This is a genomic window from Solirhodobacter sp. (assembly GCF_964715405.1).
In genome coordinates this window covers 1-14,213 of record NZ_CBAICG010000013.1, presented here as the reverse complement: position 1 = coordinate 14,213, position 14,213 = coordinate 1, and the positions used below count along the sequence as shown (strand labels likewise).

General features: G+C 69.1%; 14 protein-coding genes. 3 read left to right on the top strand and 11 right to left on the bottom strand.

Features of this window, described 5'->3' with window-relative positions; genetic code table 11:
- Positions 1–167: 167 nt before the first annotated feature.
- A complete protein-coding gene (locus AC11WY_RS07800) occupies positions 168–563 on the top strand; it encodes a PH domain-containing protein (RefSeq protein ID WP_482924169.1) in 396 nt (131 codons plus the stop codon).
- A gap of 42 nt (positions 564–605) precedes the next feature.
- Here the strand turns inward: AC11WY_RS07800 and AC11WY_RS07795 are convergent, their stop codons facing one another.
- The gene (locus AC11WY_RS07795) at positions 606–1,616 is read right to left on the bottom strand and encodes a hypothetical protein (RefSeq protein WP_482924167.1); all 1,011 of its coding nucleotides are present in this window, start codon (positions 1,614–1,616) and stop codon (positions 606–608) included.
- 204 nt (positions 1,617–1,820) lie between these two features.
- Entirely contained in the window at positions 1,821–2,357 is a 537-nt protein-coding gene (locus AC11WY_RS07790) for a DUF1003 domain-containing protein (RefSeq protein ID WP_482924166.1), read from the bottom strand.
- Between the two features lie 208 nt (positions 2,358–2,565).
- On the opposite strand from AC11WY_RS07790, the gene AC11WY_RS07785 reads away from it, so the two are divergent.
- Positions 2,566–4,200: an alpha-glucosidase gene (locus tag AC11WY_RS07785; RefSeq protein WP_482924164.1), complete on the top strand. Its 1,635-nt coding sequence runs from the start codon at positions 2,566–2,568 to the stop codon at positions 4,198–4,200.
- Between the two features lie 557 nt (positions 4,201–4,757).
- On the opposite strand, the gene AC11WY_RS07780 is transcribed toward AC11WY_RS07785, so the two are convergent.
- The 6 genes from AC11WY_RS07780 to AC11WY_RS07755 form a co-directional block, all read right to left on the bottom strand.
- Entirely contained in the window at positions 4,758–5,885 is a 1,128-nt protein-coding gene (locus tag AC11WY_RS07780) for a GGDEF domain-containing protein (protein ID WP_482924162.1), read from the bottom strand.
- Positions 5,882–6,475, bottom strand: coding sequence for a heme NO-binding domain-containing protein (locus AC11WY_RS07775; protein WP_482924160.1), 594 nt, complete (start codon positions 6,473–6,475; stop codon positions 5,882–5,884). Before AC11WY_RS07775 ends, AC11WY_RS07780 begins: the two co-directional genes overlap by 4 nt.
- 59 nt (positions 6,476–6,534) lie before the next feature.
- Positions 6,535–8,304, bottom strand: a complete 1,770-nt coding sequence (locus AC11WY_RS07770) for a DUF4153 domain-containing protein (RefSeq protein ID WP_482924158.1) — start codon at positions 8,302–8,304, stop codon at positions 6,535–6,537.
- 73 nt (positions 8,305–8,377) lie between these two features.
- Complete coding sequence (locus AC11WY_RS07765; protein WP_482924157.1) at positions 8,378–9,934, bottom strand: trimethylamine methyltransferase family protein; 1,557 nt, start codon at positions 9,932–9,934, stop codon at positions 8,378–8,380.
- Positions 9,935–10,024: 90 nt separating this feature from the next.
- Positions 10,025–10,729, bottom strand: a complete 705-nt coding sequence (locus AC11WY_RS07760) for an HAD family hydrolase (protein ID WP_482924155.1) — start codon at positions 10,727–10,729, stop codon at positions 10,025–10,027.
- Between the two features lie 268 nt (positions 10,730–10,997).
- Positions 10,998–11,279, bottom strand: a complete 282-nt coding sequence (locus AC11WY_RS07755) for a DUF3572 domain-containing protein (protein ID WP_482924153.1) — start codon at positions 11,277–11,279, stop codon at positions 10,998–11,000.
- Positions 11,280–11,395: 116 nt separating this feature from the next.
- Between AC11WY_RS07755 and AC11WY_RS07750 the strand changes: the two genes are divergently transcribed.
- A complete protein-coding gene (locus AC11WY_RS07750) occupies positions 11,396–12,778 on the top strand; it encodes a diguanylate cyclase (RefSeq protein ID WP_482924151.1) in 1,383 nt (460 codons plus the stop codon).
- A 12-nt stretch (positions 12,779–12,790) separates the two neighbouring features.
- Here AC11WY_RS07750 and AC11WY_RS07745 read toward each other — a convergent pair whose 3' ends face one another.
- The 3 genes from AC11WY_RS07745 to AC11WY_RS07735 form a co-directional block, all read right to left on the bottom strand.
- The gene (locus AC11WY_RS07745; RefSeq protein WP_482924150.1) at positions 12,791–13,309 is read right to left on the bottom strand and encodes a periplasmic heavy metal sensor; all 519 of its coding nucleotides are present in this window, start codon (positions 13,307–13,309) and stop codon (positions 12,791–12,793) included.
- Positions 13,310–13,312: 3 nt separating this feature from the next.
- Positions 13,313–13,705 carry a dihydroorotate dehydrogenase gene (locus AC11WY_RS07740; RefSeq protein ID WP_482924148.1) on the bottom strand — a complete coding sequence of 131 codons (393 nt, stop codon included), beginning with the start codon at positions 13,703–13,705 and terminating at the stop codon, positions 13,313–13,315.
- A partial coding sequence (locus AC11WY_RS07735; protein ID WP_482924146.1) for an RNA polymerase sigma factor occupies positions 13,698–14,213 on the bottom strand: 516 nt, incomplete at its 5' end. The genes AC11WY_RS07740 and AC11WY_RS07735, both read right to left, overlap by 8 nt.

Below are 14,213 nucleotides of genomic sequence, written 5' to 3'. Positions count from 1 at the left end.
GCCAGATGCCGCTTGACGGGAAATCCCCGGTTGGGGCCTAGTTGGCGCGACCGGAGTCGGAACCGAAACGCCTCCAGGAACCGGGCCCGGTCGGATGGCCAAACAACGCGAACGCGCTGTCACCCGGACGTCATCTTGCCGTGTTCTGAAGAAAAAGGAGAAGGCGCATGACGCCAGAGTATGATGCCAGCCCGGCGATGTTCAGGAATAATCCGCTCGGGTTCGTTGTTGCGGTCATCCTGATCCCAGCCGCCGGGATCGGCCTCGTGATCCTGATCTACTGGTATTTCAAGGCGCATTCGATCCGGATGACGATCTCGGGGAATTCGGTGCACATCGAACGCGGGCTGTTCAGCAAGGAACACATCGACATCGACGCCCGCAAGATCCGGACCGTCACCGTCAAGCAGACCTTCTGGCAGCGCATCTTCGACGTCGGGATGATCGAGATCTTCACCGGCGGCGACGATGCCGAATGCACCCTGTTGGGGATGCCGGACCCCAACAAGGTGCGCGAACTGGTGAAAAGCCGCGCGCTCGATCCCGACCGGGCCGAGCGGTAGGCCCGGCGGGCGCCCACGCGGGCGCCGCCAGACCGCGCGGCATCAGGCGCCGAAATAGGTGCGCGCCAGCACGGCCATGATCTCGGCGTAGCCGCGCACCATCTCCAGCGGAACGCCGGTGCCGGTGAACTGGCCATCGACCCCGACCCGCTCGTACACGCCGTCCTTGGTGGCGCGGCCGCTGTTCTTCATCTTGACCACGCCGGTGATGCCGTCGACCTTGGCAAAGGGGTCCGCCGCCGCGAAGGGGTCACCGCCACCGACGCCGGGCAGCACCAAGTTGAGGTCGTATTCCTGCTGCCAGTCGCTGCCCGCGGGCGCGTCGACCAGCGGCATGTTGCCCTCGACCTTGAAGGCCTTGTCGCCGCATTTCACATCAAGCTTCAACTGCCAGGCATTGTTGGCATAGGCGTAGATCGCATCGCCCGTCCAGGCGCAGGCGGCGCTGTCCCGCTGACCCACATCCGGCACCGTGAAGCTGTCGAAGCGGACCGAGTCGATCTGGGTGTTGTAGGTCACCGCCGTGGTGCCGGTCGCGGTCTGTTGCAGGTTCTTGATCAGGTCCGCGCCCAACTGGCTTGCCGATTGCGAGGGTTTCTCGGGCTTCAGCACCAGGCTGCCCTTGAACGAGCTGTTCTGCGCCGGGGCAGATCCCGCGCGCAGGTAGTTCGCCAGCATCGTCGTGGCGTCGGTATAGCCGTCCTGCTTGGCCACCACGGTATAGCCGCCCGAGTAGCTGATGCGCGGCAGGCTCTGGCTCGGGTTGCTGGGGTTCTTGATGCTGCCGCTGCCGGTCAGCGCGCAGGCCTGGTCGATCCGGCTCAACCCGAGCCAGGCGCTGGCCCCGGCGGAACAGAGCAGAACGAAGGCGGTGGTGCCGCTGCGGTCGTCGATCGTGCTCTTGAAGTTGTCCTTCTGGTCGGCGGCGAACAGCGACGGCTGGTTGATATCCATCGTCAGGGTCACGGTTTCGGTGGCGCTGTCGGCAAGGCTGGCGCCCGCCGTTCCGGTGACACAGAGAACCGCAAGGATCGAAAGGGAGTGCTTCAACATCGCGATGCGTCCTTCATACAGGATTTTCCCCGCACGCGGTCTGCGGACGGGGGACTCAATCGGTTTTTTCGGATCTGCTGGCAGGCTGAGAAAACGGCATTCCACGGCGGAAACGGTAGGCAGCGTCCAACGGCAAATCAAGCCCAATCTTGGCGGCCTTTCGCGCCTTCCGGATGCCGCGGCGATGGCGAAGGGGTTGCCGCGCTAAGGCGCCTTCATGGTCAGAAGGGACTTGTGAACCTCGGTGGTCAACACTTCCACGCGTTCGGTGAGGGCCTTGATCTCTTCCGTCAGCTTGGTGTTCTGCTGCACCATGTCGACGAGCAGCGTCGTCTGCTTTGCCGCGGCGACCTGCCGTTCCTCGTTCATCCGTTGCAGCGCCTCGCGGTGGCGCGCATCGGCCATCGCGTTGGCCTTGTCGCGGTCCGCCTGCCTTGTCTGCGCAAGCAGGATCAGCGGCGCGGCATAGGCGGCCTGAAGGCTGAAGGCGAGGTTCAAGAGGATGAACGGGTAGATGTCGAACGACACGATGCCGACCGCGTTGATCAGGATCCAGACCGCCACCACGACGGTCTGCCCGATCAGAAACACCGGGGTGCCGAAGAAACGGGCAAACCCCTCGGCTTTCAGGGCGAACCAGTCGCCGCCGAACACCGGGTCGAGATGCGCATGTTCAAGGTGAAAGCGGTCGGGGTGCAGCGGGTCGGGCGGCGCGCCAGCTTCGGTATCGGACTGGTCCATTCGGCGTTCCCCAATGATCGGCGTCGCGAAACCATAGCCGCTCGGGCGCCCGCCCGCAAAGACTGTCTTGCCGTTGCGGCCCGGCGCGGATGCCGCTCTGCCTCGCGCCATGATCAAGCGATGCCCGGACCGGCGGCGACACGCTTTGACAGGCCCCGAGGGCCATGCAATGTGATGGTAACAGGGTGTTGCAGGACAGGATTTCACGATGCGGGACTGGTGGCGCGGCGCGGTGATCTACCAGATCTACCCGCGGTCGTTTCAGGATGACTCGGGCGACGGCATCGGCGATCTGGCGGGCATCACACGGCGGCTGGACCATGTCGCCTCGCTTGGCGTCGATGCGATCTGGCTGTCGCCGGTCTTCCCCTCGCCGATGGCCGACATGGGCTACGACGTGTCGGACTACACCGACATCGACCCGCTGTTCGGCACCCTCGCCGATTTCGATGCGCTGGTGGCCCGCGCCCATGACCTCGGCCTGAAGGTGATCATTGATCAGGTGCTGTCGCACACCTCCGACCGCCACCCCTGGTTCGCCGAAAGCCGGGCCGACAAGACCAACCCGCGCGCCGATTGGTACGTCTGGGCCGATCCGCAAGCCGACGGCACGCCGCCGAACAACTGGCCCTCGCATTTCGGCGGCCCGGCCTGGGAGTGGGACACGCGGCGGCGACAGTACTACCAGCACAACTTCCTCGCCAGTCAGCCCGACCTCAACTTCCACCAGCCCGCGGTGCAGGATGCGCTGCTCGACACGATGCGGTTCTGGCTGGAGCGTGGCGTGGACGGCTTCCGGCTCGACACCGTGAACTATTACTTCTGCGATGCCCGGCTGCGCTCCAACCCGCCGCTTGCACAGAAGGACGGGCGGCCCGCGGTCAACCCCTACGACATGCAGGACCACATCCATTCCAAGACGCAGCCGGAAAACATCGGCTTTCTCAAGCGGATGCGCGCGCTGACCAACCGCTACGGCGCACGCGCGATGGTGGGCGAGGTCGGCGAAAGCCAGCGCGCGCTGCAGGTGATGGAGGCCTATACCCGCGGCCGCGACCGCCTGCACATGGCCTATTCCTTCGAAATGCTGGGCCCGGCCTTCACCGCCGCGCATTTCCGCCAGCAGATCGAGGGGTTCTTTGCCGGGGCGCCGGATGGCTGGCCGTGGTGGAGTTTCTCCAACCACGACGTGATCCGCCACGTCTCGCGCTGGGCGCCGGATGCCGTCAGCCCCGAGGCGATGGCCCGGCTTGCCATCGCGATGCTGGTGGGGTTCGAGGGCACGATCGGGCTTTACCAAGGCGAGGAACTCGGCCAGACCGAGACAGAACTGGCCTATGAAGAGCTGACCGACCCGCCGGGGCTGAAGTTCTGGCCCGAGAACAAGGGCCGCGATGGCTGCCGCACGCCGATGGTGTGGGAGAAAGCGGCGCCGAATGCCGGGTTTTCCGCCGTGAAGCCCTGGCTGCCGGTGAAGCCGCCGCAAGCCGCGCGCGCGGTCGACGTGCAGGACGGCGACCCCGCATCGGTGCTGTCGGCCTATCGCCGGGCGCTGGCCTTTCGGCGGGCCGAGCCGGTGCTGCGCGCGGGCCGCACGATCTTCATCGACGTGCCGGAGCCGGTGCTGGCCTTCCACCGCGTGGTTCCGGACCGCGCGATCACCTGCGTCTACAACCTCTCGCCACGGCCGGTGACGCTGCGCCTGCGCGGGGCGGTCGCCGCGGTCGGGCCCGCGGCCGCGGCTAGGCTGGACGGCGGGCACCTTGAACTGGGCCCGAACGGCTACGGCTTCTTTGCCAGCCCCGCCGCGGCGCTGCCGGAGCTTGGCTCCGGGGGCGCCTGAACCGGGCACCCGCCCGGCCGGGGTCGTGGCGTGCTGGAACGTGTCGCGCCCGACGGCTCGGTGCAGCCCTGCGCAGCCCCCGGCGACCGCGCATCGCGCCGGGGGATCGTCCGATGACCGGTGCATCCCCCCGAAAGCCTGCGGACAATCTCCGCCGGAACGGGAGGTCAGCGGCCCGGTCACGGGTTCCCCCGGACAGTCGGCGGGCGGGCCCAGACCGCATCGCGGATCAGGGGCAACCACCCGCGCGACGCGCGCAGCCCGATCCGCCATCGCGCCAGCCGCGCGCCATTCCGCACCGGACCCACGGTGAAGCGGCCCGGTCACGGGTTCCCCCGGACAGTCGGCGCGCGGGCGCGGGCCGCATCGCGGATCAAGGGCACCCCCGCGCGACGCGCCGCAGTCCGATCCGCCATCGCGCCAGCCGCGCGCCATTCCGCGCCGGACCAGAAGGCCCTCAGTGGGCTGAAACGCCCCCCTTCTGCCTTGATCGCGATCGGCCCGCGCGACGGCGGGCGGTGCGGTGCCGATCCGGTTCACCGGCCCCGCCTCGACCGTCACGATGGCGCATCGTTCGCTGCGGGTCGTGGAACCGGCACCCGCCCCGGATCACGCGGCACGGCGCCGACATTTGCCGCCAACACCGCGCGCCGGTCGGGGTCTGGCAGGGCCGGTTCACCCCCCTCGCCGCTGCCGACCGAACAGGCCGTCGCCCGCGCGCGACCCTGCGATTTCGAGGCGTAGAGTGCGCGGTCGGCGTCACTGAGCAGCCGATCCGGGCGCGGCCGGGCATAAAGCGTCGAGACCGTCATGCCGATGCTGGCGGAGATGCGGCAGGACTGGCCGCGATAGTCGATCGGCTCTGACAGGCGCGCGATGATGCGCTGCGCGACCGGGCCCAGCGGATCGGTCTGCGCGATGCCCGGCAGGATCAGCACGAATTCGTCACCGCCGACGCGCGCCACAAGGTCGCCCACGCGAGTCTCGTCGCGCAGGACGCGCGCCACGATCTGCAACACCGCATCGCCCGCCGCGTGGCCGTAGGTGTCGTTGACCTGCTTGAAGAAATCGAGATCGACATGCATCAACCCGAAGGGTGTGGCACTGGCGATCAGCCGATCCACCGCCTGATCCATCGCCCGCCGGTTGGCAAGACCGGTCAGCGTGTCGGTCAGCGCCTGTTCCTCGGCGGCGGCCTTGGCCTGTTGGAGGCGGCGGTTCAGGTCGTGCAACTCCTGCATCACCGCCGATTTGGCCTCGGCCAGATAAAGCATCTCGACGGTCAGGTCGGTCGGTGCAAAATCGGATTCGGTCAGGTCATGCGCCCGAACCGCATCGGCGACCTCGATGCCGAAAGACAGGTTGACCAGGGTGCCCTGCCCGGCCGCCAGTGGCACGGCGATGCCGCGAAATCCGGTGCCGGGCAGCGCCCGCAAGTGCAGGTAGAGACGCCCGCCGGACAACCGCAGCAAATCTGCCATCCCAGCCGCCTCGCCGGGGCGGCGAATCGCGAACAGATCGAAGAACGGCAGCCCGACGGGGTCGTCGGGCAGAAGCTTGCGCAGCGTCGGGCCGATGGCGCGGATCAGGCCCGAGGGCAAGATCCACAGGAACATCGGCATCAGTCGGGCAAGGTCCGCGATCTCGATGGTCGGAAGACCGGATGGCGCTTCGGCGGGTCTCATTCCCGGGCCTCGCGCGCGGCCAGAACGAAGGGGCGGCCGGCCGCGAAGCTGGGCTCCAGAAGGTCGATGGTGATGGTTTCCACCCCATCCGCCGTTCCGGTATGATCCAGCAGCGCCAGGGCGCCGTAATCGTCGGCCATTGCCCGCAGGACACCGACCATGACATGGCCGTATCCCGGCCGCGGACCCCGACAGGCCAGGGTGAACTGGCGGTCCGACCGGGCGCGGAGTTCCAGTTGCGGCATGTCCAGATCGGGCACGGCGAGGCGGCCGCGGCCGGGAAGATCGTCGAGCGAGTGCAGGAAATCGACGAAGTTGACGCCGCCAAACCGCAACAGGCGGCGCAGCGCTTCCCGGTTCGGATGCGAGACAAGGTAGGTGCCGAGGTCTTCCAGCAACGCATCGCGCGGGCGGCGCAGTTGCCCCGCGGCGGCGTCGATCACCGCATCGGTCAGGGCATCGTCATAGTCCAGCATCGCCTCGAAATCGTCGAACCCCAGCCGAGCGGCGCCCACCACCCGGCGCCACAGCACCGGCCCGTAGGTATCGGTCAGAAAGCTCTGAATCGAGCGGTTGATGAGGCCGTGCATGGAACCGTTCCCTAACTCACTGGCGCGAGACTAGGACAAGGTCGTTAAGAATTGGCTTATCAGGGCCAGGGCCGGATCAGGATCTGATGCGCCCCAACCGTCAGCGCGTTGATCCGCGCGGGCACCAGCGGGGCCGCGCCGTCGAGCACCGCGGCCAGCAGGCTGGCGGCATCCTCGGGCGGGCTTGCGGGCGGCCCCAGATCGGCCGTCTCGAGCGTCAGGTAGCCCCGAACCGGGTCGATCATCGCGGCCTCGGCGCGCAAGGCCCCGGTTGGCGCGCGTGACAGCAGAATCGCCTGCGGGCCACCGCGGTCGGGCAGGAAGGCGCCGAAGACCAGCACACAGCCCGGCCGCCCATCCGGCAGGCTGCGGCCGCAGGCGTCGAGCCAGTCGCGCAGCGCGCCCGCGTCGGCCCGGCGCAAGAGCGTGTCGAGCAACGGGTTCGGCACGCCGACGGGCTGCACCGGACGCACCGGCAGGCGGCGGCGCAGCTCGCGGCGGAGCGTCGCGACGGTCTCGTCGCGGGTGTCGGGCGCGTCGGCGGCCGCTGCCGTCAGGCGCGCCTGCAACGCCTCCTGCCCCGGCCGGTCGGCCAGCACCGTCAGTTGCGCCAGCGCCGCCGCTCCGGCACGCCCCCAGTCGTCTTGCATCGCCGCAAGGTCGAGATCCCCCACCCCGAGCCGCCCCGAGGTGTAACGCACCAGTTGGCTGGTGGCCGAGATGCGCTGCGCATCCAGCAGCGGCGTGAAGGTCAGCGCGGTTCCGGCCACCACCGCCAGCGCCATCGTGCCGTTGCCGCGCCGGATGCGCGCGGTCCAGCCGGGGCCGCCCAGCACCGCCACCGCATAGACCACCCCGTAGCCCAGCATCGCCACCGCCACCAGCGCCGAGGCGATGCGCGGCGGGGTCCAGCCGTATTGCGCCACCCGCAGCCAGACCCCGGCCGCGCCCAGTGCCGCAAGCAGCGGCAGGATCAGCGCCAGACCCTGCGTCGCGCGCACCATTGCCGGCGCGCGCACCGCCTCGGCGTCACTTTCGCCCAGCGCGGTCGAGACCAGCAGCGCGGCACCGACCGCCATCACCAGCAGCGTCTGCGCCGAGGAAACCCCACCGAAGAAGGTGGACAGGCCGTGGATCGGCAGCGCGATCAGGAACAGCACCGACACCGCCAGCACCACCGGCACCAGAAGCCGCAAGAGCCGCAGTGCCAAGTAGGGCGACACATAGTCGGTCAGTTCATTCACCACGGCAAGGGCCAGACCCAGCGCCGCCCCGGTCAGGCCCCAGGACACCGTCGGCCGCGCGACGAGGTCGGCGATCACGCTGACCCCGGCAAGGGTCAGCAGCGCGTCGCTGAGGTAGATCAGGATCCAGATCACCGCGACGAAGATCCAGGCGGCCGCGATGCGGACGACGATGCTCCACGACTGCGCGAACAGGGTGGGGTAGTCGAGCCAGCCGCGCCCGGCCCCCGCGATCAGGTAGGGCAGCGGCAAGGTGGCGATCAGCAACGCCGCCGCCATCCGTTCCGTGCCCGACAGGAAATCGGACAGATGCGCGAACCGCAGACTGGCCCAGGTGAGCAGCAGCGCCACCGCTACCGCCAGCCCCAGTGCCGAGGCCAGCGCGCGCGGCAGCGACAGCGGCCCGATCAGCGCCAGCGTGGTGGCGAAAAACACCACCGCCAAGGCGGCGCCAAACAGGTAGCCCTGCGGATGCAGGTCCATCAGGTCGCGATGCTGCACCAGTCCCCACAGCGACAGACCCGCCGCCGCACCGATGACGGCGAGCGTGACGCGCGCCAGAAATGCCTGTCCGATCCGCTTCATGCGCGCCTTCTTTCGCCCGGTCGCCGCGAGCCTACAAAGCCCGGCGACCAAGCGCCAGTGCGCGATTGCCGCCTCAGAAGTCGGTCGGCGCGCCGCCCTCGGCCTTGCGGCGGGCGACAAAGTCCATCATCGCCTCCTTGTGGCCCAGGTCCATCGGCGGCGCCTCGAATTCGTTCAGGATCGCCTTGTAGATGCGGTGCGCGCGCTCCGGGGTCCAGACCGCGCCGTCCAGCTCCCAGGCCTCGAAGTTGCGCCAGTCCGAGGCGATCGGGGCATAGAAGGCGTTGGTATAGCGGTCCTGCGTGTGCTGGCAGCCGAAGTAGTGACCCGAGGGCCCGACCTCCTTGATCGCGTCGAAGGCGATGTCGTCCTCGGTGGTGGCAAAGGTCGAGGTCTCGAAATAGCGCTGGATCATCTGCAGCACTTCGCAATCCATCACGAACTTCTCGGGGCTGGCGATCAGGCCGCCCTCCAGCCAGCCAGCCGCGTGATAGACGAAGTTGGTGCCCGACTGCACCGCCGCCCAGAGCGAGTTGCAGGTTTCCCACATCGCCTGCCCGTCGGGCACGTTCGCCGCGCAGACCCCCGAGGACCGCAGCGGCAGCTTGTACTTGCGCGCCAGTTGCCCGGTCATCTGGGTCGCACGCATGTATTCCGGCGTGCCGAACGCGGGCGCGCCCGACTTCATGTCGACATTCGAGGTGAAGGTGCCGATCGCCACCGGGCAGCCCGGCTTGATGTATTGCAACAAGGCGATCGCCGACAGCCCTTCGGCCAGCGACAGCGCGACCGCGCCCGCCATCGTCACCGGCGCCATCGCCCCCGCCAGCGTGAACGGCGTCACGATCACCGGCTGGCCGCGCCGCGCCATCCGCATCGCGCCGTCCAGCATCGGAAAGTCGTGCTTGAGCGGCGAGACCGAGTTGATGTTGGTGTACATCCGGGGCCTGGCGTCAAACTCCTCGTGGCTCAGCCCACCGGCCAGCCGCACCATCTCCATCACGTCCTCGACGCGCTCCTTGCCCAGCGAATAGGCGTGCACCACCTTGTCGGTGGTGATCAGCTTTTCGGCCAGACAGTCCAGATGGCGGATCGCCGGGTGGATGTCGATCGGCTCCACCGGATAGCCGCCGGCCACGTGGATGCAGTTGAAATACTGCGTCAGCTTGATGAATTCCTGAAACGTCGCGAAATCGCCCGAGCGTTTGCCGCGTTCCAGATCCCAGGCGTTGGGCGGCGAGGAGACGTTGACGAACACCATGTGGTTGCCGCCCACGATGATCTCGCGCGCCGGGTTGCGCGGGGTGATGGTAAAGCTGGCGGGCGCGTGGCCCACCATCTCCATCACGAAGTCCTCGTCCATGCGGACGTTGGTGCCCTCGATCTTGCAGCCCGCACGGCGCATGATCTCCAGCGCCTCGGGGTTCAGGAATTCAATGCCGATGTCGCGCAGGATGCGCATCGCGCCGCGGTGGATCGCCTCGACCCCGCTGCCGTCCAGCGGCTCGGTCGGGCGGTCGGGGTTGACCGGGATGCGCCAGGGCATCTGGTCGATGACGGCGCTGCCCGCGCGGATCTTGTTGCCGGCGCGGCCACCCGCGCGTTTCTTTCGGCCGGTATCGTCAGACATGGCACCCTCTCCGCTTTTGCGAAGATGTGACAGCAGACGCGGCCAAGAGGCTTTCAGTTACCGACCGCTTTGCGTCGTTTTTGCGCCGGTTCAGTTTTCCGCCGCGCTCTGTGCGTCGATCCACGCGGGCAGGTGGCCGATATCGGGCAGCACTGCCTCGGCCAGCGGGGAAAGATCGGCGATGGTGGCAAGACCGGTCAGCACGCCCACCACGCGCATTCCCGCCGCGCGCCCGGCGATCAGGTCGTGGCGGCTGTCGCCCACCATCAGCACCTGATCGGGCATCAGTCCGAAGGCGGTCGCGAAGGCCAGCAGCATCCCCGGCGCGGGCTTGCCGCCATGCCCCGAGTCGAACCCGGCCACGAAGTCGAACAGCGGCTCGATCCCGGCCGAGGCCAGTTGCGCCCGCGCCGCGGATTCGGCGTCGTTGGTCGCCACGCCCAGCCGCAGCCCGCGGCCGCGCAGACTGCCCAGAAACGGCGCCAGCGGCACCGCCGGGGCCAGCGCCACCGTGGCCGACATCGTCGCCATCTGCGTGCTCAGCGCCGCCAGCGACTTGCCCGGCAACAGCGGCAGCAGCGCCAGCGCGATCTCGTCCAGCGTATGGGTGACGATCGGGCTTTCGGGATGGAACCGCCCGCCCTCGACCTCATACCCGACGGCGGCGCCAAGCGCGGCGGCGCGGGCCGCGTCGCCATCCGACAGTTCGTCCAGCAGCGCCCGCGTCCATGCGCCCCATGTGGCCTGAAAGTCAAAGAGCGTGCCATCCTTGTCGAACAGGATTCCGGTGATCATCGTGGCGCCTCCCTGCCCGTTCCGCGCGCGCACCTTCGCCGAGCGGAGCGCGCTTTGCAACCGCACGGCGGCCGGTCGGCGGATCGACCGCCCGGATTGACTGGCGCCAGGTGTTGCCCGACACCTCCGCCGGTGCCTCCCGCGTCCCGGCGTCACACCCCGATCATGGATCCGCTGACCCTCACCTCGCGCCTGCAGGAACGGTGGCTGGAGGAGGGGTCGCGCAGCGGCGAAGCGCACAACCTGGTGCACGTCCAGCGCCGGCCGCTCAGGTCCAGTGCACGGCCCCGCCACCTGGCAGCCCCTGGCGCGCCTGCATCGGCGCCGTATAGGGCAGACCGGCCGCGTCGCAGAAGGCGATCACCCAGGCGTCGTCCATCAGCAGGAAATCGAGCACGGCGGCCAGAAACCCCGGATCGCCCGCCTGGCTTCGCAGATCGCCCGGCGAGGCCCCGGTGCTGCCCAGAAACACCGGCAGCAATTCATCGTTCCCCGCCAGCCAGGCCAGCGCCTGAAGCGCCACGATCTCGGCGGCATCACGCGCGTTCACGAAAAGTTAATCCCGCTTGCGAGGGGCGTTAATCCGGCCGGAAAGGTTTTGTTAACTATTCTCACGAAGACTCCGTCTCGAACAGAACGATCAAACCCGGGCAAGGAGGCGATACCATGGCAGGACGAGTCCTTGTCGTGGATGACATATCCACCAATCGGATCGTATTGAAGGTGAAACTCGCCGACGCCTGCTATGAGGTCTTGCAGGCCGCCAACGGACTGACCGGGCTCGAGATCGCGCGGCGCGAGTTGCCCGACGTGATCCTGCTTGATCTGGACCTGCCCGACATCGACGGCATCGAGGTCTGTCGGCGGCTGCGCGCCGATCCGGCGACGCGCACGATCCCGATCGTGATGGTCACAGCCCTTGACGACGCCATGTCCCGGCGCGCCGCGCTGGCGGCGGGGGCGGATGACTTCCTGTCGAAGCCGCTCGACGATCAGGTGCTGCTGGCCCGCCTGCGCAGCCTGCTGCGTGCCCGTGAGGCCGAGGCCGAGCTGAGCCTGCGCGAGACGACGGGGCGCGAACTTGGCTTCGCCGAACCGGGGGCGGGGTTCGAGGCCCCGGCGCTGATCGCCCTGATCGCCGGGCGCAGCGAGGTGGCGCTGCGCTGGCGCGGCCTGCTGGCGCCGCATCTGCGCCACCGGGTGGTGGTGCAGAGCCGGGCCGAGGCGCTGGCCGATGGCGCACCAGCGCCCGACGTCTTCGTGATCGCCACCGACCTTGACCGCACCGGCGACGGACTGCGGCTGTTGTCGGATCTGCGCAGCCGCGCGCCGACCCGGCATTCCGGTATCTGCATCGCGCTTCCCGCGAGCGCGCCCGCGCTGGCCGCGACGGCCTTCGACATGGGGGCCAACGACCTGGTCACGCTGCCGTTCGATCCGCGGGAACTGGCGCTGCGGATCGAGACTCTGGTGCGGCGCAAGCGGCTGATGGACCGCTTGCGCGCCTCGGTGCGCGACGAGTTGCGCGCCTCGGTGCGCGATCCGCTGACCGGGCTGTTCAACCGCCGCTATGCGCTGCCCCATCTGGCCCGCGTGGCCGAGCGGGCAGAGGCGGCGGGCAAGGCTTTTGCGGTGATGGTGCTCGACCTCGACCGCTTCAAGGCGGTGAACGATCGCTGGGGCCATGCGGCGGGTGACGCGGTGCTGGTGGAAGTGGCCCGGCGGCTGGGCGACAACCTGCGCGCGATCGACCTGCTGGCCCGCATCGGCGGCGAGGAGTTTCTGGTGGTGATGCCCGATACCGGTCTGGCCGAGGCGCGCGGGGCCGCCGAACGGCTGTGCCGCGTCATCGAGCAGGCCCCCTTCGCGCTGCCTGGCGGCGCGGGGATGATTCAGGTCACGCTGTCGATCGGGCTCGCCGTCGGCGGCATCGCACCCGAGACCCCGCAAGCGTCGGTCGCGGACCTCTTGTCACGCGCTGACCTTGCCCTGCTGAGGGCCAAGGCGGAGGGGCGCAACAAGGTCACCGTCGGCATGAACGCGGCCTGACCGGGCGCGAGGTCAGTTCCCGGCGGCCGGTGGCGGTGGCGGGCCGTTGCGGTGGCCGCGGCGCGACAGGCCGTCGCTCAAGCGGTCGGCAAAGGCGGCGCGCTCGGCCGGGGTCATCGCCGCGATGCGCTCCATCAACAGCCGCTGGCCCAGCGTCAGCCACTGATCGGTGCGCGCCTTCTGCCGCGTCATCACGCCCTCCAGCACCGACGGGTCATAGGGGTCGGCCTTCAACGCCGTGACCAGGTCCTGAAAATCCGCGCGCATCTGATCCCGCTCGGCGCGGAAACCTTTCGCCTCGGCCATGAAGGCGCGCATCATGGCGTGGCGATCGTCAGGCGAAAGCGCGTCGGTGAACGGCCCGAAGGCCAGATCGCGCACCGGCTCGTGCGGGCCGTGGATCGCGCGCGACAGGGCCAGCCCGCCAAGGCTGCCGACGATGACGAGGTTGAGCCCCAGCGACACGACCAGCGCAAGGCGGGCCCAGGTCCGGGGCGGACGCACATCGGGGCCGGGGGTCGTATCGGTCATCGCTCAGCCCTCCGTCAGAACGCTGTCGATCGCGGGGATCAGGTCCAGCCCGTCCAGCGTCGTGGTGTCGCCCAGCACGCTTTGGGTGATGCTGCGCGTCAGCGGTGCCAGTTGCGCGGGCGGGCTGAACCCGAGCCAGAGCCCGGCCAGCGTCGCGCTCAGCAACCCGGCCACCGCACCGCGTCCGCCGATCGCCACCGAAAGCCCGTGCCACAATCCGGCACGCCGCCGCGGTGCCACTGGCGCAGGCCGCGCCGCCTGTTGCGCCGCCGTCTGCACCATCGCCGCATCCGCCACGATCCGCGCCATCAGCGCGTCGGGCAGCGCGGGCGCCTCGGCCCGGCCCGCTGCGAAGAAGGCATCCAGCCCGTCAAAATCGTCGCTTGTGTCAGTCATCGCAATACCCCAGTTCCCCGCGCCGCCCGGCCAGAGCCGCCGCCAGCGCCCGCTTGCCCCGGGCGGTCAGACTTTCGACCGCCTCGACCCCGATGTCCATCACTTCGGCGATCTCGGGGTTGGACAGCCCCTCGAGATGGCGCAGCACCACCGCCTGCCGCTGCCGCTCGGGCAGCGAGTTCAGCGCCTCCTGCAACGCCGCCGCCCGGTCGGTCTCGATCATCGCCTCGACCACGCCCGCCCGGTCGTCTTCGACCTCGGGCACCGAGTCGAGATCAACCGGGCGGCGGCGCCGCAACCGGTCGGTGCACAGGTTGGTGGCTACCCGGTAGGTCCAGGTGGACACCTGCGCCTCGCCCGGCCGCCACGCCGTCGCGATGCGCCAGAGCCGCAGCATGGTTTCCTGCGCCACGTCCTCGGCCTCGGTCCGGTCGCCCAGCAGCCGCGCCGCCAGCCGCAACACCCGCGGCGCCAGCCGCAGCGTCAAGAGCCGCGCGGCCTCGCCGTC